Below are 22,299 nucleotides of genomic sequence, written 5' to 3' on the forward strand. Positions count from 1 at the left end.
TAGGCGCTGCCAGGTCGGAGATCCCGGTGCGGCTCCCGGCGTTGGGAGAAGGTTTACCTCGCCGGAATCTCGCTCAGTTCGAGCAGGTCACCCCGGTTCTCGCTGAGCAGGCGGTTGAGTGCCTCGTTGAAGCGGGCCGGCGCCCCGGGGTGCTCGGGTCCGAGCAGGTAGGCCCTGAGCCGGTCACGCTCCTCTGCCAGGGGATCGTCGAGCTGCGCGCACGCGGCGAGGATCGTCTCCAGGTGCGCCATCTCGGCGGTCAGCAGGTAGGCGGCGGCCGTCGTGGGATAGCGCTGCTTGAAGTCCTCGTCCGGCAGGCCCGCGACGTTGGTGACGGCGTACGGCTTGCCGCTGGCGATGAACTCGCTCACCACGCTGGAGATGTCGCCGATGAGCAGGTCCGCCTGGTTGAAGCAGTCGTACAGGTGCGGGGTCGCGCCGGTGACGACCTGGTGGTCACCGCCGGCGCCCGCGATGACTCTGACGATCTCCTCGTGCGCCACCCCCGCTCTCGGGTCGCGGGTGCCGGTCATCGGGTGCGGCTTGTAGATGACGCGGACGGAGCGCCCGATCAGTTCCCGGACGAGCCGCGGGCCCATGGACAGGACCGAGGTGTGGTGCAGGTCGTCGCTCCAGCCCTCCCAGGTCGGCGCGTACAGCACCGTGGGGGTCGGGGTGGCCGTGCGCTCGGTGGTGATGGCCGTCAGCTGCGGCCTGCCCACCTCGACGATCCGGGACGGGTGCACGCCGATGCCGGCCCGGAGGTAGCGGTCGCGCCCCGCGGGCCCGGCGACCCAGATCTCGTCGTAGACCTTGGAGAAGGGGTTGAACGAGGCCTCCTTGTCGCTGTCGCCGTGACCGATGAAGACGCTGCGGACACCGGCGACCCTGAGCATGTGGATGTTCTTGCCGACGTTGGCCGGGAAGAGCGCGACCTTGGCCGAGTCGAGCGCGGTGAAGTTCATCATGACGACGGAGTCGGGGATGCAGACGACCGGCAGCGTGGTGGGGGCCAGGTCCCTGAGCACCTGGCGTTCGCGCAGCAGCACGACCACCCGGGCGTCCACCTGTTCCAGCGTGCTCAACCACATGTTGACCTGGTAGGCGGTGGCGTCCGGGCCCGAGAAGTAGAGGATGACCTGCGGATCGTGGGCGGCCAGCCGCGCTCCGGCGTCGTCGAGCACCTGCTGGTCGTCGATCGGCGGAAGCCCGCGGAGCCGCCGCGCCAGCCGTACGGTGACCAGCGCGGCGAGGACGAACTGGGCCGCCGCGGCGGCGGCCACGAACCAGAACGTGCCGGTGACGGCGCACAGGGCGGCGGAGATCACCAGGAGCGCCTCCATCGGCGTCCTGGGGACCGCGATGGGGGCGGGCTTGCCCCCGGTCGTCAGTCGCGGGCCGAGGTTGCGGGTGACGATGGGCGGCTGGCGCGTCTGGCGCTTGGCCAGGGCGGTCGCGCGGTCGAAGCACACGGGCCAGAGCCAGTTCGCCATCCACAACGCGACGGCCAGCACCACGGCGCCCGTGCCGACCGCGTCGTCGACGCGGATCAGCAGGCAGAGCGCCGCGAACTCGCGCAGGCGGGGACGGACTCGTGGCCGCAGGCAGAGCGCTGTCAACAGGGCGGGAGAGCGGCCGCGCAGGGCCAGTTCGCACAGGTAGCTGATCAGGATCGTGACGAGGAAAGCCGTGGGCTCCGGCCAGAGCGCGGCGAGAAGCATCGCGGGAAGGGTCGCGGCCAGGAGTACAGCGCACGCACGAGTCACGAAGATCCCCCACTGGACGGCGGCAGGCGTCGAATCGACGCTAACGGGGGAATGATCGCCTTCCTGCCTTCTTGCACGAATGCTTGCGAAGTCCGGAACATTCGTTACCGGATGGCATGTCGTACACGCGAAGGGCGGCGGGGTCGTCCCCGCCGCCTTCCGGGATGTCAGACCGCCTTGCGGAAGACTCGCAGGTCGTTGCCGTAGACGACGCGGTGGGCGGTTTTGGCGACCTCGGTGGTGAGGCCGTGTTCGGCGGCCCAGGTCTCGATGGTGGCGACGGGGATGGGGTAGATCCATTCGCGGGCGATGATGAGGTCGTGCAGGCGGCAGAAGAAGTTGCGCCAGCGGGGGCGCATGCTCATGTCTTTGTAGATGAAGATGCCGCCGGGTCGGACGGAGCGGCAGGCTTTGGCGAAGACGTCGCGTTGGTGGGCGACGGGGACGTGGTGGATGACGTCTTGCATGCTGACGACGTCGTAGGTGCCTTGGGGCCATTCGGTGCGGGCGTCGCGGCGTTCGTAGGTGAGGGTGGAGCCGGTGTGGGTGATGTGGGCGGTCATCTTCTGGGCGAGGCTGATGGCGACGTCGCTGGGGTCGAAGCCGTGGCCGGTGATCTGGCGTCCGCGGGCGGCCATGAGGGCGAGGGACAGGCCTGAGCCGCAGCCGATGTCGAGGACGGTGGCGCCTTGGGGGACGAAGCCGACGACTTCTTCGAAGGGGCAGACCAGGACGCGCAGGCGTTGTTTGAGTCGCAGGGCTTTGGGGGCGTCGATGTAGAGGTTCCAGGCGTCCTGGATGAGGAGCTTCCTGTCGATCACCTCGACACCCGTCACTACGGGGGGCGATGCAGACAAAGCGAGCTCCTAGGGCTTGCGAGCGTGCAGGAAGAGAGTCACTCCGCGCCAGGACTTCACGGGAAGGTATCTCTCGGCACGGACGATGGCCGAAAGCGCCAGGTTGACGAGCGGCGGCGTGTCTTCGAGATCACTGCCGGTGGAGCTCTTCCGGCGCCTGGCCACGACCGGGCGGAGCAGGACGTTCCAGCTCCACAGACGCTCGACCACGAGCCCGGCCTTCTCCACGACCTGCACCAGCGACTCGCGGTCGTAGCGGCGGACGTGGCCGACGGCGTCGTCGTGGGCCGACCAGAGCGCCATGTCGCAGGGCACGGCGATCAGCGTGTGGCCGCCCGGCTTGAGAACGCGGGCGATCTGCTCGGTGACGAGGTAGTCCTCCTCGATGTGCTCCAGCACGTCGAAGGCCGTCACGAGACCGAGGCTCCGCGACTCGACCGGAAGATCCCGCGCGTCCGCCTGGATGGCCTTGAGCCCGCGTTCCCTGGCGACCTCCACGGCCACCTCGGAGAAGTCGGTCGCGGTGGCGTCCCAGCCGTGCCGTACCAGGACCCTGGTGTTGCCGCCGCCGGCCGCGCCGATGTCGAGCGCCTTGCCGGGACGGCCGAAGCGGCGCAGCTCGCGGGTCAGGATCGCGCGGCGCTCGCGGTACCACCAGTGTCTGTCCTCCAGCATGACCAGCCGGCGGATCTCGGTTGCTTCCATGTCACTTCCTTGTCCGGGCGAAGACCCAGCGATCGAGGGCGATGAAGCGCACCAGGGTGAGCATGCAGTAGGTGGCGACGACGGTGGCCACCTCGCCGACGGTGCTCACGTTGGGGACGGCCGCGTGCAGGCCGAGGACGGCCAGCGTGGTCAGGGAGTAGTTGGCCAGGAAGAGCACGGCGGCGCGCAGGTGCATCCCGACGCGGCTGCCGCCGAGCCGGTTGAAGGTGAAGCGGCGGTTGGCCTCGGTGTTGCAGATGCCGGTGGCCACGAGTGCGACGAGGTTGGCGACGGCGGGCGAGAAGACCTCGCGCAGCGGCAGGTAGGCGAGCGCGTAAAGCAGCGCGGAGAAGACGCCGATCGTCGCGAAGCTGGCGAACTTGGCGAGCGTGACCGCGCGGGGCCGGGAGAGCACGGCGTCGGGGTGCGTCGGGGCGGGCGCGGCCTTGGGCAGGTCGACCTCGCACCGGCCGGCCGACATCGCCAGGGTGACCCGGGCCAGCCCCTTCAGATCGTCCACGGCGGTCTTGACGACCTTCACCCGGGAGTCCATGTCCTCGATCCAGTCCACCGGCACCTCGTGCACGCGCAGCCCGTTGTGCTCGGCGAGCAGGAGCATCTCGGTGTCGAAGAACCAGGCGTTGTCCTCGATCTTGTCGAGGAGCGGCTTGATCACGTCGGCCCTGGCGGCCTTGAAGCCGCACTGCGCGTCGGTGAACTTGACGCCGAATCCGAACCGCAGCAGCGCGTTGTAGGAGCGCGAGACGAACTCGCGCTTGAGGCAGCGGCTCGTGCGCGAGTTGTGCGCCAGCCGGGTGCCGATGGCGAGCTCGGAGTGGCCGCTGGCCAGCGCGGCGACCAGCGGGAAGAGGGCGTCCAGGCCGGTGGACAGGTCCACGTCCATGTAGGCGACGATGTCGGCTGTGCTTTCCTGCCATGCCGTGCGCAGGGCCAGGCCCCGGCCGCGCACCTCCAGGCGGCGGGCGAAGACGTTGTCCAGGCTCCGGGTCAGCTCCTGGGCGATCTCCCAGGTGGCGTCGGTGCTGCCGTTGTCGACCACGGTGATCCGCCAGCCAAGGGGCAGGGAGTCACGCAGGTAGGAATGGAGCGTTTCCACGCAACCGCGCAGGGCCCGTTCCTCGTTGAGCACCGGGACGATGACGTCGACCGTGGCCAGCTTCCATGGCCGGTCGAGCGCGGGCGGAAGGGTTGCGGAGAGCGTCGCCGCCACGGGTGTTTCCATCAAAGCGCCCCCAAAGTGGTGCGGCCAGCGGTTATGACGTCTAAGAATCGTCCTGGCCGATCATGTGACGGGAAGCTTGATCGCGCGATGCTATGCCGTTGCGGGCGGAGGTCTTTACCTGTTCATGAAGGTCGCGCCCGCTGCCGATGGCTTCGGAAGCGGGTCAAAAGGGGCCGTTCAGGCCGCGGCGAGCTCGTACACCAGGCAACGGCCACTCCGGAAACGAAGCTGGGCGTAGAGGGCCATCGCCGGGTGCGGCGTGAGCCGCCGGGTGTCGACGAACAGCCACTTCACGCCGTACTTGCTCCGCAGGGCGGGCAGTCGCGCGGGGTCGCGGAAGGCCTCGTCGTTGTCGCGCAGGCGCTGCTGGTCCCAGAACGGCAGGCGAGTGTGGCTGACCGTGAACAACTCGGTGCGGGCGAGGGTCTGGCTCGAATAGGCCCAGCCTTCGACGAGGACGCGGCGTTCGGTGTAGGCCGAGACCCAGAACGAACGGCTGTCGCACACCGGTCCGCCCGTCCGGCAGTGCGCGTTCGTCGCCACGATGTCGTCGGGATGGGAGTGCTGCCGCAGCCAGCGGCCGGCCTGGAGCGCGCCGCGCGCCATCGTCGGAGAGGTCTTGACGGTGCCGAATCCGACCGTTTTGACCGTGGTCGGAACGGCGAAGCCGATGAGGAGCGTCACCAGCGCCAGCCCGACGGGCTTGCGCAGGGCGAGCAGGCACACGGCGAGGGCGAGGGCGAGGGCGATCAACGCCAGGTACGGCAAGGCGATCGACCACAGACCGCCGGAGCGCACCGGCAGGACCGGGCCCAGGAGATCGGCGGCGACGAGCGCCGCTCCCGCGCCCAGGACACATCCGGTCCATGCCCAGGACCACCTCGCGAACTGGAGCATGCCGTACACGGCCGCGATCGAGAGGTAGGGCCGCGCGGACTGGACGAAGTACATCTGGGACAGACCCGGGTGCCCCATGGTCATCGCCACGCACACGGCGGCCATGCCCAGCCCGCAGAAGAAGAGCGCAGCGGGGTCCCTGCCGGAGTCACGCCTCATCAGGCCGGCCAGGCCGCCCCAGATGCAGCCGAAACAGACCAGATGCACGGCCGCCAGGACCAGCAGGGAAGCCATGGGGACCTCGGCCTGCTGCGGTCCGTGAATGCCGGTGGCCAGCCCCCATACATGCCTGCTCAGCGACAGCGGACTGATCGCCATGCCCTGACCGGCTCCGCCGAAGATGACCGCCTGGGCGATGACCAGGCTGGCCGCGACCGGGACCATCGCGAGGAGGGCGAGACGATGGAGGCTGCGCGTGGTGAGCAGGTGGACCGCGGCGACGAACACCAGCCCGGCGATGATCAGGGGCAGGAATGTGGCCTTGGCCCCGGCCAGCGCGAGCAGGAGGAGTGAGAGGAGCAACCAGGCGCGGGGCCCGGTGGAACGCCTCCTGAGGAGGTCGATCAGCACCACGGCCGCCGGGGCGAACAGGAGCGCGCCGAAGGTCTGGGTGGGGCTGAGCCAGGGGTTGAGCATGGCGCCGATGGTGAAGAGCTGCCGGCCTGACTGGGCCAGAGCCGGGCTGTAGGCGAGGTAGGCCAGCCCGATCGCCACCGGTCCCGCCCACCAGCGGCCCGTCACGCTGCGGGCGATCATGGCGACCAGCACCAGGGTCGCCGCCACCATCGGGACCATCGACAGGCGGTAGACCAGCGTCTGCGTCTCGATGCCCGTGACCCAGCCGGTGGCCGCCATCTCGGCGTAGACGAACCAGTGGTACGACAACCGCTCGCCCAAAACCCCCGGCACCGTCGGGGGCACGTGATTGCGCAGCTCGCCCAGGAGCGACAGGTGGTAGGGCATGTCCACGTACGGCGTCGCGTAGCCGGGCCAGCTGAGGCCGTGGAGCCGGAAGAACCGCAGGGCGGTGTAGCCCACGAGGAAGGTGACGACTCCCGACAGCGCCCAGGCCCACGCGGCCGGCACCCGGGTCTGCGCCCCTCCTGAGCGCCAGTGCCTGCGCAGCCTCGGCACTGTCGCGAACAGGACGATCGTGGTCACCGGCCAGACCAGCACCAGCAACGGAAGATCGATCGCGCGCACGGCGATGTAGGTCAGGGTCTCCACCGCGTAGCCGAGAGCGAGCCCGGCCGCGATGTCCCCGGGAAGGCTGCCGGCGTGGCCGCGGAAGGCGCGCCAGAGCAGCGTGCCGGGCAGGGCGATCCCCAGGCTCACGTAGGCCGTGAAAGCGGCGAGGTCGCGGACCGTCACCCCGTACGCGAGGAGCAGCCCGAGCACGGCGGCGGCCGCGAGACCGGCCGGGATCCAGGAGGAGGCGAACCATCGCCGTTGCCGGCCGCGTTCCTGGGCTGTCGCGGCAGGTGGAGACGGTGCGATGGTCATGGGTCCTCCATGCGGGACAGGACGAGAACGCGCCGGGCCGACGGTCGGGTGACTTAGCGGGCGGCACCGATTCACTACTATCGGCTACGAAGAGTCACCGAGTGTAGTGGGCGTTCGGGTCGTCGGGCCTGGCCTTCCGGGCGTCGGACGCGACTCGCGTCGGCGGGTCAAATCTGAGTTAACGCATCGCCCTGACATCTCTAACGCCCGATGCCTCCGTGGCCCGCCAGCTCAAGATGGCGCGTGTCCCCGGTACACGAACATGCAACGGAGGCCCGATTGTCGCCCAGGGTGAGCGTTGTCGTCCCCTTCTGTGACGATGAGCCGCATCTCGTGAGATGTCTGGACTCCCTTCTCGGGCAACGCGGCGTGGACCTTGAAGTGATCATGGTGGACGCGCGGTCGAGCGACGGCGGGGCGGTGATCGCGAAGGAGTACGCGGAGAAGCACGACCGCCTCACGCTCGTCGCCTCTCCGGAATCCGATCTCGACGCCGCCCGCGACATCGGCGTGGGTCTGGCGACGGGCGACTACCTCGTCACCGTGGACGGCTGTGATTCGATTCCCGCGGACGCCTACCGGGTGCTCGCCGCAGCGCTCGATTCCGGGACGTCGCAGCTGGCCTGGGGACGTGCGGTCAGCGGCCGGATGCTCACCGTCGCTCACGCGGACGTCGGCTCGCTCCGGCGGACTCATGTGACGATGGACACGACCCTGCTGCACGACCGCGACCCGCGGCGGGCGATGTTCCGGATGTCGTTCTGGCAGGCGGCGGGACTTTCGTATCGCGACCCCGGCCTCATGGTGCGGGCGCACTTGCGCGCCTCGTCGGTCGACGTCGTGGACAGCGCCGTCTACCACCGGCGTCGCGTCGACGGCTCCCACACCGAGACGGGGCTGGACGGCTGGTTGCGTAGGGTCGCCGCAGAGCTGGCGATCGTCCGCGATCAGGCTCCTGAACTGCTGGATTCCTACCAGGAGCGGGTTCTCGGGAACGAACTGCTGGCACTGGCCAAATCCCTGTCCGAGCTGACGGAGCCGGACAGGCGGCGACTGCGCGAGCTCTGTGACCGACGGGTCGTGGGACGGCTGCCGGCGATCAAGCGGCTCCAGTTGCACCTGCTGTCCAGCGGGAGGGTTCGCGATCTCATCGAGATCCAGAACGCCGGCAAGGACGCCATCGATGGAGCGCCCCTGGTCCGTCGGGGCCTGTTGCGCCCGCGCTGGTACGCGGCCTATCCCTCGTTCGAGGATCCGGCCCGCGCCGCTCCGCAGGGCGTCTACGACGTGACCGACGAGCTCGCCGTCAGGTCCGGGGTGCACGGGATCACCCGCACCGCGCACGGCCTGCGGATCGAAGGGTTCGCCTACATCCCCGGCATTCCTTCGGAGAACACCGACATCTCTGTCTGGCGAAGGAACTCCAAGAGCGGAAAGAGGGTCCGGCTCGCCATCGAGCGTGTGCGGCGCCCCGATGTCACGGCGAACTCGCAGTCTCTCGCCGCGTGCCACGACGATTCGGGATTCGTCTTCGAGATCGGCTTCGGCGACCTCGGGGAGGTTCACGCCAGGAGTTCCGAGTGGGACTTCCAGGTGGAGGTGACCTCCCACGGCCTGCGACGATCGGCGACGCTCGGAAAGCCGGTCCTGCCAGGCCTGCGATGGTTCCCTGACCACGAGACGGCCGACGGCACCGTCGTGCATCCGACGTCCCGATCCCACGATTTCGTGGTGCAGGTGATGAGGCAGGTGGCGAGGGTCACCGCCCATCGGCTCGCCGGCGGACGGCTGGAGGTGGAGGGCCGCGCAGGCCGGAATCTGAAGCTTCCCCTGGACGTGGTGGCGACCTGCAAGGAAACCGGCCAGGAGGTGAAGACACGCGCCGACGCCACGGCCTCGGAAGGCGGGGACGTGGAGTTCAGGGCCTTCCTGCCCATCCCGATGGCGGTTCACGAGACGGGTGCGGGAGCCGACTGGGGCCTGGCACTGCAGAGCGGTGGCAAGACCCAGCGCCTGCGGCCGCTGCCGAAGTTCAAGGACTCCCGGCATCGCGTGGCGGGCGGGGAACTGGTTCTCGCCCGCGGGCGCAAGGGCGACCTGAGGGCGATCGTCCGGCGAAGCAGGCCGGTGGTCGCCCGCGTGGACTGGACAGAGAGGGGCCCGCGGCTGGCCGGGGAGTTCCTCGGCGACGAGCCGCCCCTGCTGGCAGTCCGGCATCGCAGGACGGGCGCGGAGATCCCGCTGCGGACCGCGTGGAACGACGGAGCGTTCACCGCCGAGCTGGACCTGACGCCAGGAGCCGACGCCCAGGAGACGCGGGTCATGGACCTCGGCATCTGGGATGTGCTGGCCCGTTCCGGCGAAGCGGCGGCCGATGTGCTGATCGCCAGGGAAGCCGTCGCCACCCTGCCCGCGGCCCGAAGGGTGGGGCTGCTGGAGGCGGAGATGGACACGCATACGACCGATGCGCTGTGCCTCCGGATCGGTCTGGGCCTCGCCGTCGATGAGAGCGGGGCCTACCGGCAGCGCAAGCTGCGCGAGGAGTACTACGCGCAGTGCAGGGCCGAGCCGGTGCAGGACCGCATCCTCTTCGAGGCCTATCGCGGCAGGCAGTACTCCTGCAGTCCGCGGGCGGTCTTCGAGGAGCTACGCCGACGCGACGACTCCTTCGACACCGCGTGGTTGTCCCGCCACGGCGACATCCGGCTGCCCGACGGCGTTCCCGGCCTGCTGCTGGGTTCGAAGGCCTACTACGAGGCGCTCGCCCGCGCCCGCGTGCTGGTCGGCAACGGCATGCAGTGGGACTGGTTCCGCAAGCGCCAGGGTCAGGTCTACGTGCAGTGCTGGCACGGCACGCCGCTGAAGCGGCTCGGCCTGGACCTGGAGGGCCCCCAGCACGCCCGGCTGCGCGAGCAGATCATCCGCGAGGCGTCCCAGTGGGACGTGCTGGTCTCTCCGAACCCGTTCACGACAGAGGTCATGCGCCGGGCCTACCGGTATGACGGGGAGGTCCTGGAGTCGGGTTACCCGCGCAACGACGTCCTCCACGCGCCGGGCGCCGGGCAGGCCGCCGAGCGCCTGCGAGAGCGGCTGGGGATCGCCCAGGGCAAGAAGGTCGTCCTGTACGCGCCCACATGGCGTGACGACGACCAGATCTCCCGGGGGCGGCACCGCTTCGACCTCGCACTGGACCTCGAGCGCGCCCAGCAGGAGCTGGGCGAGGACCACGTGATCCTGCTGCGCGCCCACTACTCGACGACCCATCGCAAGGTCGTGCTCGAGGACGACATCGTGCGCGACGTGTCCGGCTATCCCGACATGGCGGAGCTCTTGCTGATCAGCGATGTTCTGATCACCGACTACTCCTCCAGCATGTTCGACTTCGCCGGCACCCGTCGCCCGATGCTCTTCTTCACCTATGACCTGGAGCGCTACCGGGATCAGGGGCCCGGCTTCTGCTTCGACTTCGAGGCGGAGGCCCCCGGCCCGCTGCTGCGAACCTCCGACGACGTCATCGAGGCGATCAAGGAGATCGATGACGTGAGGCAGCGGTACGCGTCGGCCTACGACGCGTTCGCCGCGAAGTTCTGCCCCTACGACGACGGCCGCGCAGCCGAACGAGTGGCCGATCTCGTCGCCGAACGCTTCTTCTCCCGCCAGTGAGGGTGGCCCATGCATTCGACGAATCACTTCTACGGGCACGCGAAGATATTCGCCCGCTACTGCGGAATGGATGAGGCGCCGCGTATCCGCGGCACCATCCAGCACGGCTGGAACCTCGTTCACGGCTTCGGCTTCCCGCACAACGTCGCCCACGGACATCCGAAGTTCGTGTGGTCGGAGGTGGTCAGGCGACGGGCGTGGTCCATCGGCTGGCGTAACTACTACGTGCTCGGTGCGCCCTGGGTCTACTTGCTGACCATGGAGCCCGACCTCGGCCGTGAGCCCGGGACGGAACGCAAGGGAACCATCTGGTATCCCTTCCACGGGTCGGCGCGCAACGAGGTGACGGGGGATCACACCCGGTTGATCTCGGAGATCAAGGACACGGAATCCGGCGACGTCACGGTCTGTCTCCACTACATCGAGTACTCCGACGCTCGAGTGCGCGGCATCTACGAGGACGCCGGGTTCCGGGTCGTCTGCCATGGGACCTACGGCGGCGCCTCGGGCGTCGACGACCACTTCCTCTACCGCCAGCTGGCGGAGCTGCGCCGGCATCGCCGGGTGGCCTCCAACCGGCTGTCCAGCGCGTTGTTCTACGGCATCGCGGCCGGCTGCGAAGCGGCGGTGTACGGGGATCCCATGCATCTGACCGGCGCCGGGAGCCAGGCGGCACTCGACGGCGCCTCGCCGCTCTACGGTGATTCGGAGCGCGGACACCGCATGCGGCCCCAGCTCGTCGGGCCGCAGATCGATCGCGCGGTCGCGCGGGAGATCGCCGAGGAAGAGCTCGGCTACCACCATATCGCCGCCCCGGAGGAGATCCGGGAACTGTTCTGCTGGGGAAATTCAGGAGCGATGTCATCATGATCGAAACCGCGACGCCGATGGGTGTCCGCCTGATCGGCGGCGAGATGCTGCGATGGAGCGACGCACCCGGTTCGACCCCCGGGGCGATCGACGAACTCGTGGCCCGCCTCACCACAGCCGGCGACCGGGTTCTCCTGGCCGGAGCGCACGAGGCCTCCCTGCTCGACCTGCTGGTCGAGCGCCGGGCGCGCGTCGCATGCGTGATGCGTTCGCTGCCCGACGCCCAGGAGACGGCCCGCCGTCACGCCGACCGAGACGCCGTCACCGTCGCGTGCGGCGGCATTGAGAAGATCGCCGCCGAGGCCGAGTACGACCTCGTGGTCGTGCCGTCAGGGCTGGAGCGCGCCCTTTCCACCGACAGCCCGCAACTGCCCTGGGCCGAGGTCCTCCATCATCTGACCGCGATGCTCAAGCCCGGCGGGCGGCTCGTCGTCGTCGTCGAGAACGACCTGGGACTGCACCGGCTGAGCGACGCCATGTCTCCCACGGCCCACCGGGACGACGAGGACTGGGGCGACGGCGTGGGGCTGGACAGCAGCCGCCCGGCCAACCCGGAAGGGCTGGCCGCGGTGTTGTCCGAGGCCGGGATGACGCTGGAGCGGAGCTACGCGGCGTTCGGCCCGTCGCTCCTGGTCCAGAAGGATTCGCCGCTTCCCGGCGAGACCTTCGCGACCCTGGTGGCCATGGCCTGCGGCGGGGAGTTCGCGGGGCGTCCGGTCGTGAGCGACCCGCGCTGGATCGCGCGCGGTGCCGTGCGGGCGGGTCTGGCGGCGCACCTGGCCCCGGGCTGGGTCGCCGTGGCGAGCAGGGGGACGGCCGATCACCGGGAACTGCCCGGCGTGCTGATCGCGGAGGGCGTCGGAGGCTGGGCGGTCGTCAGCGAGCTGACCGTGGAGCCGGACGGACGCGTCGAGCGCCGGCCCTGCGGAGGGGAGCGGGCCCGCCGCCTGCGCTCCGCCGGAGACGTCACCCGTGACCCCGACCGGCTGCACGCGCGGATGCCGGTCGGTCTCACGGTCGAGGAGGCCGTGTTCGCCGCGTGCGAGCGAGCCGACGTGCGCGGATGCCGGGCGCTCCTGCGTGACTACGCGGCCTGGCTCGGCAAGCACGCCGTGGACGGCCAGGTCGGCGGGCACCTGGTGTTCGCCACCATGGACAACGTGGTGATCGAGCATGCCGATCACGTGCTCCTCGACCCCAGCTGGGAATGGGCGGGGACGGTCGCCGTGGAGCAGGTGATCGCGCGCGCGTTGCGCCGGTTCGCCCTGCGGTTGCTGGCGAGCGGCCAGCGTCACCCCTGGCCGAACAATCTGGACATCGACGGGGTATGCGCCACGCTGCACGCCATGTGCGGCTACCCTGCCAGTGGTCCGGTCCGTGAGAAGGGCGTCACGCTGGAGGCGGAGGTCGTCTCGCTCCAGCAGGAAAGACCTGTCGCCAAGGTTCTCGAGCACGTGCTCAGGGGCAGCCCGTCCCGCGGGCGCCGCGAGCTGGTGGCCGTCAACGCGCGGCTCACCGACCAGCTGACGATGCTGCAGGAGCGGTGCGCCTGGTCCGACGACAAGCTCGCGGTCAAGGAAGCACAGCTCAAGAAGCTTCAGGCCCAGCTCGACCGGCTCAGGAAGATCAACCGCGGCCTGCGGCAGCTCCGCCACTCGACGAGCTTCCGCGTGGGCAAGATGGTGACGGCGCCGCTGCGGGTCGTACGCCGCCAGGGATAGGGGGAGCCGATGCTGCGCGAGGCCACGGAGAAGGACCTGGGCGCCCTGCGCCGGTGGCGCAACGATCCGGAGGTGCGCAAGGCGTCCTTCACCACTCATGAGATCTCCGAGTCCGAACACCGGCGCTGGTGGGAGGCGGTGCGCGCCGACAGCGGGCGCCGTGTGCTCGTCTACGAGCACGCGGGCGTCCCCGTGGGGGCCGTGCTGTTCAAGGACCACGACCCCGTACGGCGCAGCGTCTACTGGGGCTTCTACCTCGACCACACCGGGCTGGCCCAGAGCGGCGCGTTGATGGCCGCCTGGGTCGGCATGGAACGGGCGGCGGTGAAGTACGCCTTCGACGAGCTGTCGGTGGAGCTGCTCACCGGTGAGGTCCTGGAGTGGAACCGCCCCGTGCGGTGGATGCACCGGCGGTGCGGTTTCACCGAGACGGAGCGGCGCACGATCGAGATCGACGGGCACGGCCAGGAGATCATCGTGATCGAGCAGCGCTCCAGCCACGAAGGCCGGCCGAGCCGAGCAGGGTGACGCCCGCGCCGGTGTCGCCGTCGATCACCCACTCCGCGATCGCGGAGGCGACCTGCTCGGTGGGGATGGCCCCGATCCTCCCGAGCGGGCCGTTGGACATGTCGGTCCACATCTTGGGCGGCCGGGCGACGAGCACCCGCAGCCCGCGGCGCCGGGCGCAGTACGTCCCGAGCATCTCGACGGCCGCCTTCGCGACGGAGTAGTGCGGCCACTGCTCGGGGGTGTCCTCCACGGCGGAGGACGAGATGACCGTGAGCCAGCCTCCCGGAGCCATCCGCTCGGCAGCCGCGGCCAGCGGGGTCAGCGCCGTGAGCAGGCTGGAGTTCACGAACTCCGCGATGGCGGCGACGTTGTCGGGATGGACCGTCAGGGGGCGCACGGCCGGGCCGGCGTTGAGCACCAGCCCGTCGAGCTTCACCCCGGCCGCGTCGAGCGCGCCGGCGGCGTGCCGTACGACCTCGGGGTCGGCGGCGTCGAGGAGCAGCGGACGCACCCGGTCGTCGCCGAACGTGCGCTGGAGTTCCTCCACGGCTCCCGGTGTGCGCTGGGTCGCCCACACGGTGGCGCCCTGGGCGGCCAGCACCGAGGTGATGGCCCCGCCCAGGCCGCGTCCGCCGCCGACCACGAGGACGGACGAGCCCGCCAGGCGCTCGGAGCGGGGAAGGGAGCTGGTGGCCGACTCCCACGTCGGGCGCGGGACGGGCGAGCGAAGGCAGGCGCGGATCTCCATCGAGAGGCCGCCGCAGACGGCGTCGATCACGAGCGTGCCGGTCCGCGTGTCGACCGAGCGGATCGTGGCCGTGTAGTCAGCCGGCGACCCGCCGGGCGGGGCAGGTTCGGCGAGCTCGATGGTGAGCGAGGAGAACAGCGCGTCGCGTCCTGGGCACCGCATGCCCACGAACCAGCTGCTCCAGGCCAGCGCCCCCAGCACGGAGGGCGGGATCGCCGAGCCTCCGAGCCGCGCGGCGAGCTCGCGCAGGGCATCGAGCGAGGCGACGGCGTACTCTCCGGCGAACCGGACTCCCGCCTCCCAGTCGTCCAGCCTGCCGACCTCCGGCGCCGGAGGGAGCACCCGGTCGACGGGCGTGCCCGCGCGGGCCAGCGGACGGCCGGGCATGAGCCCCACCGTCAGCACGGGCATGTCACCCTCGCGGGCCACGACCAAGACCGAGCCGTCGTCCTTGGTCTCGGCCGCGACCCGGTAGGTCACGCCGTCGAGGATCGGCCGGGGAAAGCGCACGGCCAGCCGCCCGGCCGAGGCCAGCACGCCGGCCGGGACCGCCGACAACGCGGCGACGGTGCTGAGGATCCCGTGCGCGATCGGCCGGCCGAAGGAGGTACGGCGGGCGTAGGCGTCGTCGACGTGGAGCGGATTGACGTCGCCGCTGGCCGTGGCGAAGCGCGCGATGTCCTCGCCGCGCAGCACGAACGAGGTCACCGGGGTCACGCCCGCTGGCCGATGCGCAGCCGCAGATGGTCGGGCGCGGGCGGGATGCGCCCCAGGTCGGACTCGAGGACGGCGACGCCGTCGGCGCCCTCCGCCACCCGGGTGAATCCGGCGAGCCGGTAGGTGACGAACATCGCCCGGTTCCGGGGCGTCTCGCGGAACTCGGCCTGCAGCCGCACGCCGTTGTCGCGGGCGAGACGCATGATGTGGTGCAGCAGGACGGTGCCGACGCCGCGCGAGATGACCCGGCACGACATGAGCAGGAGCTTCAGGGTCCACGTCTCCTGGCCGCAGTCGACCAGCGCCAGGCCGATGCGGCCATAGGAGCCGTACTTGTCGTCGAGCTCGGCCATGAGCAGGAGACGGTCGGGCGCACCGGCGTATTCGCGGATCTCGTCGAGCGAGTAGGTGATGCCGGTGGAGTTGAGCTGGTTGGTCCGGACGGTGAGCTCCTCGGCGCGGGGAAGGTCGTCCTCCTCCGCCTCGAAGATCGTGAACGTCATGCCGAGGCTGGAGAGGAACTCCTTCGGCGTCCCGCCGAACTCGCGCTCGGCCTGGTCGCGCTGGATGCCGCTGCGATACATCTCGCGTCGGGCCCGCGCGTCGGGCGTCACGGCCGCCGGAGTGAACTCGGGACGCCCGGGCAGCTCCGCCGCCTCGACGGCGTCGATGCAGAGCACCTCGGGGTGACGGAAGGCGACCTCTTCACGCTCGAACGGCTGATCGTCGACGAAGGCGAAGGTGTCGATGCCGATGTTGAGAGCCTCGCGGATCGCCGCGATCGACTCGGACTTGGCCTCCCAGCCGATCTGCGGGTGGAGGAAGTATTCGTCCATGCCGAAGCGCTTCAGCTGCGCCATGGCGGCCTCGGGGTCGTTGCGGCTGGCGATCGAATGCAGGATGCCGCGTTCGTCGAGCACGCGAACGGCCTGCGCGCACGCCTCGTTCAGCGTGACCTCGCCGTCCTCCAGCAGCACGCCGTCCCACAGGGTGTTGTCGAGGTCCCAGACCACGCACTTGATCTTGCGCTCGCTCACCCGAGGCGCTCCATCAGGGCGGCGATGGCGTCGATCGTGCGGAAGTTGGCGATGTCGATCTCCTCGTCGGGGACGGCGGTGCCGAGATGTCCCTCGATGAACGTCACGATCTCCATGGCCATGAACGAGTCGACCAGGCCGGCGTCGAACAGGTCTTCGTCGTCGGACCAGCCCGTCGAGGGGAGGCGGGGTTCGAGGAACTCCCTCAGAGCGGTCCGCTCGTCGTTCGAGGTGCGCATCGGGGTGGGCCTCCAGGGATGTGATTACGTCTAGCCTCCGCACGATAACGCTGAGTAGTATACGGGCCGTGAATTCTGAATCGCAGGGCGTCGTGGAGATCGAGGGCCGGGCGATCGGCCCTGACAGCGCGCCGTACATCGTCGCGGAGATGTCGGGAAATCACGACGGATCGCTCGATCGCGCGCTCGAGATCGTCGAGGCGGTGGCGAAGGCCGGAGCGCACGCCGTCAAGCTGCAGACCTACCGCGCCGACACCATCACGATCGACGCCGACGGACCGCAGTTCCGGCTCAGCGACGGTCACGAGTTGTGGGGCGGGGAACGGCTCTACGACCTCTACGAGAAGGCCCACACGCCGTGGGAGTGGCACGGGCCCATCTTCGAGCGTGCCCGGGAGCTCGGGCTGGCGGCCTTCTCCAGTCCGTTCGATCCTTCGGCGGTCGCCTTCCTCGAGGATCTCGGCGTGCCCGCCTACAAGATCGCCTCGTCGGAGCTGGTCGACCTGCCCCTGATCCAGCAGGTGGCCGCCACGGGCAAGCCGCTCATCATGTCGACGGGCATGGCCACGCTGTCGGAGATCGACGCGGCCGTGCGGGCGGCGCGCGAGGCGGGGTGCCCGCGGCCGATCCTGCTCGGGTGCACGGCCTCCTATCCGGCCGACGTCTCCGAGAGCAACCTGCGCGCGCTTCCCGTCCTGTCGGAGGCCTTCGGCCTGCCGGTCGGACTCTCCGACCACACACCCGGCATCGGTGCGCCCGTCGCCGCGGTGGCTCTGGGCGCCTGCCTGGTGGAGAAGCACGTGACGTTGTCGCGGGAGGGCGGCGGCGTGGACTCCGCGTTCTCGCTGGAGCCCGCGGAGCTGGCGGCACTGGTCGCCGAGACCGAGCGCGGCTGGCGGGCGCTCGGCCGCGCCGTCATCGGCCCCCGCGACTCCGAGCGCGAGGGCCTGCGCTTCCGCCGCTCGCTCTACGTCATCGCCGACGTGCGGGAGGGGCAGCCGGTGACACCCGACAACGTGCGGTCGATCCGGCCGGCCGGCGGCCTGATGCCGCACGCGATGGGCTCGGTCGTCGGCCGCACGTTCCGCCGGGACGTCTCCCGTGGCACGCCCCTCACCTGGGACCTCATCTGAGGATGGCGGACAGCTCTTCGATCACACGGTCCTGCTGGGCGTCGGTCAGGTCCGCGTAGAGCGGCAGCGACAGCTGCTCCGAGTAGAAGGCCTCGGCCCGCGGGCACATGCCCCTGCGGTAGCCGAGGTCTTCGAAGGCCGGGTGCCAGTAGACGGGGATGTAGTTGACCTGGACGCCGATGCCCGCGGCCCGCATGCGGTCGTAGACCTCACGCCGCCTCCCGCCGAGCACCCGGACGGCGTACAGGTGCCAGGAGACGTCCACGTAGGGCCGTTGCACGGGCAGCCCGAGCCCGGGAACCTCGCGCAGGGCGGCGTTGTAGCGGGCGACCAGTTCGGCGCGGCGCGCGCGGAAGTCCCCGAGCCGCCGCAGCTGGCTGATGCCCAGGGCGCACAGCACGTCGGGCAGCCGGTAGTTGAGCCCGAGCGCGTGCACCTCCTGGTGCCAGCCGCCGTGGTCGGGATCGCGCTGGAGCTCCCGATCGCGGACCAGGCCGTGGTTCTTGAACGAGCCCGCGCGCTGCAGCAGTCCGGCGTCGAGGGCCGCGACCGCGCCGCCCTCGGCCGTCGTCACGGTCTTGGTCGGGAAGAAGGAGAAGGTGGTGAGATCCGCCAGCGAGCCGACGGGCCTGTCCTTGTAACTGGAGCCGATGGCGTGCGCCGCGTCGCCGATGAGCGTCGCCCCCGCGCCGTCGGCCAGGTCGCGCAGCGCGTCGTAGTCGGCGGGGTGACCGGCGTAGTCGACCGCGGTGATGGCCGCGGTGCGCGGCGTGATCGCGGCCGCGACGGCGTCGGGGTCGAGGTTGGCGGTCTCGGGGTCGACGTCGGCGAAGACCGGCGTGGCTCCGAGCAGCGCGCAGGTGCTCGCGGTGGCCGCGAAGGTGATCGGAGTGGTGATGACCTCGTCGCCCTGCCCCACCCCTGCCGCCGCGTAGGCGACGTGCAGGGCCGCGGTGCCGGAGGTGACGCTCACGCACGGCACGCCGCCCGTCCAGCGGGCGAGCTCCTCTTCGAAGGCCTGGACGGCGGGGCCCGTGGTGAGCCAGTCGCCGCGAAGCACCTGCGCCACGGCGAGGATGTCGTCCTCGATGATGCTCTGGCGTCCGTAGGGAAGCATCAGACGGTCACCGCGGTCATCTGGCGCAGGTCCTCGACGGACAGCCACTGGTCGTTGGTGTCGGACTGGTAGGAGAACCCCTCCGGCACGACCTGGCCGGCCTGCGGGGGCACGTAGCCCCAGGTGGCGATCGTCGGCTGCACGATGTAGCGGTCGGGCAGGCACAGCGTGCGGCGGCCGTCGTCGGGGGAGATCATCTCTTCGTGCAGCTTCTCGCCGGGCCGGATGCCGATCTCGTAGGTCGGGCTCTCGGGGGCGAGCGCCTCGGCCAGGTCGCCGATGCGCATGCTCGGGATGCGCGGCACGTACAGCTCGCCGCCCTGCATCATGTCGAAGGAGTCGACGACGAAGCGCACCGCCTGGTCCAGGGTGATCCAGAAGCGGGTCATGCGCTTGTCGGTGATCGGGATGCTGCCGCCCTCGGCCGCCAGCCTGAGGAAGAACGGCACGACCGAGCCGCGGCTGCCGACCACGTTGCCGTAACGCACGACGGCGAAGCGGGTGGGGTGCGCGGCCGCGTAGTGGTTGGCCGAGACGAAGAGCTTGTCGGCGACGAGCTTGGTGGCGCCGTAGAGGTTGATCGGGCTGGACGCCTTGTCGGTGGAGAGCGCGACCACCTTGCGCACGCCGCAGTCGATGGCGGCCTCGACGACGTTCTGCGAGCCGGCGACGTTGGTGCGCACGTACTCGAAGGGGTTGTACTCGGCGGTGTCGACCTGCTTCAGCGCGGCGGCGTGCACCACGTAGTCGACGCCGTGCATCGCCCTGGCGAGGCGCTCGCGATCCCTGACGTCGCCGATGAACCAGCGCAGGCGCTCGTCGTGGTCGAAGTGCTGCTTGATCTCGTACTGCTTCAGCTCGTCCCTCGAGATGACGACCAGCCGCCTGGGGGCGAGATGGTCGAGTGCGTACCTGATGAAGGCCTTGCCGAAGGAGCCGGTGCCTCCGGTGATCAGGATTGACGAACCGGTGAGTACGCTCACGGTGAGTGCCCCCGAAAAGTGATGACGCGCTGTAGTCAGCAGAACGAGGCGGTAGCATATCGCGACGATTCAATGACGCACGGTCACACGGGGGAATGGGGCATTTGTGCGTACTGTCGGAATTGTTCAAGCTCGCATGGGCTCATCGCGCCTGGCGGGCAAGGTCCTCAAGCCGCTGGCGGGGCGAAGTGTCCTCGGCTGGGTGATCCGGGCGGCCAGGGAATCCGAGGCGCTCGACGAGATCGTGGTCGCGACCACGACCGAGAGCATCGACGACGCGGTGGTCGAGGAGTGCGAGCGGCTGGGCGTCGCCTGGCATCGGGGCCCGGTCGACGACGTTCTCACCAGGTTCGTGGGGGCCCTGCGTGAGCACCCCGCCGACGCGGTCATGCGGTTCACGGCGGACTGCCCGCTGCTGGACCCCGCCGTGATCCGCGAGGCGGCCCTGATCTACCGGGCGGTGCCGGGGCTCGACTACCTCAGCACGGGGCTGCCTCACACGCTGCCGCGCGGCACGGACATCGAGATCGTCGGCCGGGCGGCGCTGGCCGTGGCCGACCAGGCCGCCACCGCCTATCACCGCACCCACGTCACGTCCTACGTCTACACCCACGCGGAGCGCTTCCGCCTGCTCGGGCTCACCTACACGCCCGGCGCGTCCGACCTGCGCGTGACGCTCGACACCCAGGAGGACTGGGAACTGATCCAGGCCGTGGTGGGCGAGTTCGGCGACCGGACGATCGCCGTGCGCACGCTGGTCGACTGGCTGCGCGCGCACCCGGAAATCCGCGCGATCAACGCCGGGGTCAGGCAGAAGGAGCTGCAGGAGGCATGATCGGGTTCCGGTGCGATGCGGGCCCGCTGATCGGGGTCGGACACCTGATGCGCTGCATCGCGCTGGCCGAGGAACTCGTCGGCCGGGGCGAGGACGTCTGCTTCCTCGGTGACCTCGGCGGCCTCGACTGGGCGGTGAGCCAGCTCGAACGCAGGAGTCTGCCGCTCAAGCCGGCGCACCTGGCCTGGCGGCTCGATCTCGACGCGATCGTGCTGGACTCCTACACGCTGCCCGAGGGCGAGGGAGCCCGCTTCCGCGCCGCCGGGATCGCCGTCCTCGCGATCGTCGACGGCGACCTGCGCGGCCAGGCCGCCGACGTCTACCTCGACCAGAACCTCGGCGCCGAGAAGCTGCTGCCTGACCTGCCTCCCGGCTCCGTCCGGCTGGCGGGCGCGCCGTACGTGCTGCTCCGCGACCAGGTGCGGTCGGCGCGACGCGCCGCATGCGGCGACGTGCCCAGGGTGCTGTGCTTCTTCGGCGGCACCGACGCGGGAGGGCTCGTCGAGCGCGTGGTCGGGATGCTGACGGCGGTCGACGCGCCCTTCGAGGCCACGGTCATCAGCGCGAGGCCGGTGCCGCTGCCCGCGGGCGGGGCGATCGAGCTGAGCCCGCCCACCGACCACCTCGCGAGCCTGATGGCCGACGCCGACCTGGTCGTCACCGCGGCCGGGTCGTCGGTCTGGGAACTGCTCCACCTGGGCGTGCCGTCGGCGGTCACCTTCGTGGCCGACAACCAGCTGATCAGTTACGACGCCCTGGTGTCGGCAGGACTCGCGGCGGGGCTGGGGCCCGCGGCGACGATCGAGGCCGCCACGCCGCTGCTGGAGTCGCTCATCCGCCGGGCGGACCTGCGCGAGCCGTACGGCACGGCGGGACGCGGCCTCATCGACGGCCGCGGCAGGGAACGGGTGGCCGACGCCCTCCTGGCGGCGCGTGCGAGGGCCGTCCCTGAATGGTCAAGAAGAGGCATGGACATCCCCCAGTAGTTCCAGAGAGTAATCGATAAACAGCAGATCGTGGCCATGCTGGTCTGCATGCCGACCTACTCGCTCGCCGACGTGCACGCCGCACGGAAGCGGAAGGACGCCTGGTGGACCGTCTTCGCGGTCGACCCGCTGGCGTGTCGGCTGGCAGTCCTGGTGGCCAACCGGACCACTCTCACCCCCAACGCGATCACCGGGATCTCCATGCTCCTGGGGCTCGCGGCGGCGGGGGCGTTCGCGGCGAACAGGCTCACCGCGGGGGCGGTCCTGTTCTTCGTGAGCTTCCTCGTCGACTGCGTCGACGGGAAGATCGCCCGGCTCAAGGGCACCGGGACGCCGTTCGGGTTGTGGCTGGACTTCATCGGCGACCGGGTGCGCGAGCTGAGCTGCGCGGCCGGTCTGGCCTTCGGCCAGTACGCGGCGACCGGGGACGTGGCATTCGTGATCATGGGTGCGGCGATCGCCGTCCTGGATCTGTTCCGCTACGTGAACGGCCCGCAGATGCGCCGGGTCCGCGAGGAGCTGCCCGGCAGTGTCCGTCCGCCGAAGACCCGGTGGGAGCGGGCGCTGGCCAGGAGGCGGGTGCGCAGGCACCTGTTCAGCGGGATCGAGTTCCACGCGGCCGTGTTCGTCGCCGCGCCCCTGGCGGGTGCGGCGGCGCTGGTGCCGATGACGGCGGTGGCGGGGGCGCTGCTGCTGGGGTTCGAGGCGAATCTGGTCTACCGGTTGTGGGTCACAACCAGGCAGGCAGCGATACAACGGGGGGTTTGAC

General features: G+C 70.2%; 18 protein-coding genes. 8 read left to right on the forward strand and 10 right to left on the reverse strand.

Features of this window, described 5'->3' with window-relative positions:
- Positions 1-53: 53 nt before the first annotated feature.
- The 5 genes from ACIBH1_RS01670 to ACIBH1_RS01690 form a co-directional block, all read right to left on the reverse strand.
- A complete protein-coding gene (locus ACIBH1_RS01670; RefSeq protein WP_397311604.1) occupies positions 54-1,721 on the reverse strand; it encodes a CDP-glycerol glycerophosphotransferase family protein in 1,668 nt (555 codons plus the stop codon).
- 212 nt (positions 1,722-1,933) lie between these two features.
- Positions 1,934-2,587: a class I SAM-dependent methyltransferase gene (locus ACIBH1_RS01675; protein WP_397311605.1), complete on the reverse strand. Its 654-nt coding sequence runs from the start codon at positions 2,585-2,587 to the stop codon at positions 1,934-1,936.
- A gap of 45 nt (positions 2,588-2,632) precedes the next feature.
- Positions 2,633-3,328 (reverse strand): class I SAM-dependent methyltransferase, encoded by a 696-nt coding sequence (locus ACIBH1_RS01680; RefSeq protein ID WP_397311606.1) that lies wholly within the window; start codon positions 3,326-3,328, stop codon positions 2,633-2,635.
- Between the two features lies 1 nt (position 3,329).
- Positions 3,330-4,571, reverse strand: a complete 1,242-nt coding sequence (locus ACIBH1_RS01685; RefSeq protein WP_397311607.1) for a glycosyltransferase — start codon at positions 4,569-4,571, stop codon at positions 3,330-3,332.
- 177 nt (positions 4,572-4,748) lie between these two features.
- Positions 4,749-6,971, reverse strand: a complete 2,223-nt coding sequence (locus ACIBH1_RS01690; RefSeq protein ID WP_397311608.1) for a hypothetical protein — start codon at positions 6,969-6,971, stop codon at positions 4,749-4,751.
- Positions 6,972-7,181: 210 nt separating this feature from the next.
- Between ACIBH1_RS01690 and ACIBH1_RS01695 the strand changes: the two genes are divergently transcribed.
- Genes ACIBH1_RS01695 through ACIBH1_RS01710 form a run of 4 tightly spaced genes read left to right on the forward strand, consistent with a single transcriptional unit; the run spans position 7,182 to position 13,753 of the window.
- Positions 7,182-10,634, forward strand: coding sequence for a CDP-glycerol glycerophosphotransferase family protein (locus tag ACIBH1_RS01695; RefSeq protein WP_397311609.1), 3,453 nt, complete (start codon positions 7,182-7,184; stop codon positions 10,632-10,634).
- A 9-nt stretch (positions 10,635-10,643) separates the two neighbouring features.
- The gene (locus ACIBH1_RS01700; RefSeq protein ID WP_397311611.1) at positions 10,644-11,504 is read left to right on the forward strand and encodes a hypothetical protein; all 861 of its coding nucleotides are present in this window, start codon (positions 10,644-10,646) and stop codon (positions 11,502-11,504) included.
- On the forward strand, positions 11,501-13,225 hold the full coding sequence (locus ACIBH1_RS01705; RefSeq protein ID WP_397311613.1) for a class I SAM-dependent methyltransferase: 1,725 nt from the start codon (positions 11,501-11,503) through the stop codon (positions 13,223-13,225). The genes ACIBH1_RS01700 and ACIBH1_RS01705 overlap by 4 nt, the downstream gene beginning before the upstream one ends.
- Before the next feature lie 9 nt (positions 13,226-13,234).
- The gene (locus ACIBH1_RS01710) at positions 13,235-13,753 is read left to right on the forward strand and encodes a GNAT family N-acetyltransferase (protein ID WP_397311614.1); all 519 of its coding nucleotides are present in this window, start codon (positions 13,235-13,237) and stop codon (positions 13,751-13,753) included.
- Here the strand turns inward: ACIBH1_RS01710 and ACIBH1_RS01715 are convergent.
- From ACIBH1_RS01715 to ACIBH1_RS01725, 3 genes are read right to left on the reverse strand one after another with little or no spacing between them, the layout of a single operon-like run.
- Positions 13,698-15,191, reverse strand: a complete 1,494-nt coding sequence (locus ACIBH1_RS01715; protein WP_397311615.1) for an SDR family NAD(P)-dependent oxidoreductase — start codon at positions 15,189-15,191, stop codon at positions 13,698-13,700. The two genes, ACIBH1_RS01710 and ACIBH1_RS01715, sit on opposite strands and share 56 nt — an antisense overlap.
- 5 nt (positions 15,192-15,196) lie before the next feature.
- Positions 15,197-16,237, reverse strand: a complete 1,041-nt coding sequence (locus ACIBH1_RS01720; protein WP_397311616.1) for an HAD-IIIC family phosphatase — start codon at positions 16,235-16,237, stop codon at positions 15,197-15,199.
- The gene (locus tag ACIBH1_RS01725; RefSeq protein ID WP_397311617.1) at positions 16,234-16,476 is read right to left on the reverse strand and encodes a phosphopantetheine-binding protein; all 243 of its coding nucleotides are present in this window, start codon (positions 16,474-16,476) and stop codon (positions 16,234-16,236) included. Before ACIBH1_RS01725 ends, ACIBH1_RS01720 begins: the two co-directional genes overlap by 4 nt.
- 68 nt (positions 16,477-16,544) lie before the next feature.
- Between ACIBH1_RS01725 and pseI the strand changes: the two genes are divergently transcribed.
- Positions 16,545-17,609 carry a pseudaminic acid synthase gene (pseI, locus tag ACIBH1_RS01730; protein ID WP_397311618.1) on the forward strand — a complete coding sequence of 355 codons (1,065 nt, stop codon included), beginning with the start codon at positions 16,545-16,547 and terminating at the stop codon, positions 17,607-17,609.
- Here the strand turns inward: pseI and ACIBH1_RS01735 are convergent.
- Positions 17,602-18,726: a DegT/DnrJ/EryC1/StrS family aminotransferase gene (locus tag ACIBH1_RS01735; RefSeq protein WP_397311619.1), complete on the reverse strand. Its 1,125-nt coding sequence runs from the start codon at positions 18,724-18,726 to the stop codon at positions 17,602-17,604. The two genes, pseI and ACIBH1_RS01735, sit on opposite strands and share 8 nt — an antisense overlap.
- Positions 18,726-19,709 (reverse strand): UDP-N-acetylglucosamine 4,6-dehydratase (inverting), encoded by a 984-nt coding sequence (gene pseB, locus ACIBH1_RS01740; RefSeq protein WP_397311620.1) that lies wholly within the window; start codon positions 19,707-19,709, stop codon positions 18,726-18,728. Before pseB ends, ACIBH1_RS01735 begins: the two co-directional genes overlap by 1 nt.
- A gap of 106 nt (positions 19,710-19,815) precedes the next feature.
- Between pseB and ACIBH1_RS01745 the strand changes: the two genes are divergently transcribed.
- The 3 genes from ACIBH1_RS01745 to ACIBH1_RS01755 are packed head-to-tail and all read left to right on the forward strand — an operon-like array spanning position 19,816 to position 22,298.
- A complete protein-coding gene (locus ACIBH1_RS01745) occupies positions 19,816-20,544 on the forward strand; it encodes a cytidylyltransferase domain-containing protein (RefSeq protein WP_397311621.1) in 729 nt (242 codons plus the stop codon).
- Positions 20,541-21,530, forward strand: coding sequence for a PseG/SpsG family protein (locus ACIBH1_RS01750; protein ID WP_397311622.1), 990 nt, complete (start codon positions 20,541-20,543; stop codon positions 21,528-21,530). The genes ACIBH1_RS01745 and ACIBH1_RS01750 overlap by 4 nt, the downstream gene beginning before the upstream one ends.
- A gap of 48 nt (positions 21,531-21,578) precedes the next feature.
- Complete coding sequence (locus ACIBH1_RS01755; RefSeq protein ID WP_397311623.1) at positions 21,579-22,298, forward strand: CDP-alcohol phosphatidyltransferase family protein; 720 nt, start codon at positions 21,579-21,581, stop codon at positions 22,296-22,298.
- Position 22,299: the final 1 nt, after the last annotated feature.

The sequence above is a fragment of the Nonomuraea sp. NPDC050663 genome (genome assembly GCF_044456985.1).
Lineage (GTDB): Bacteria > Actinomycetota > Actinomycetes > Streptosporangiales > Streptosporangiaceae > Nonomuraea.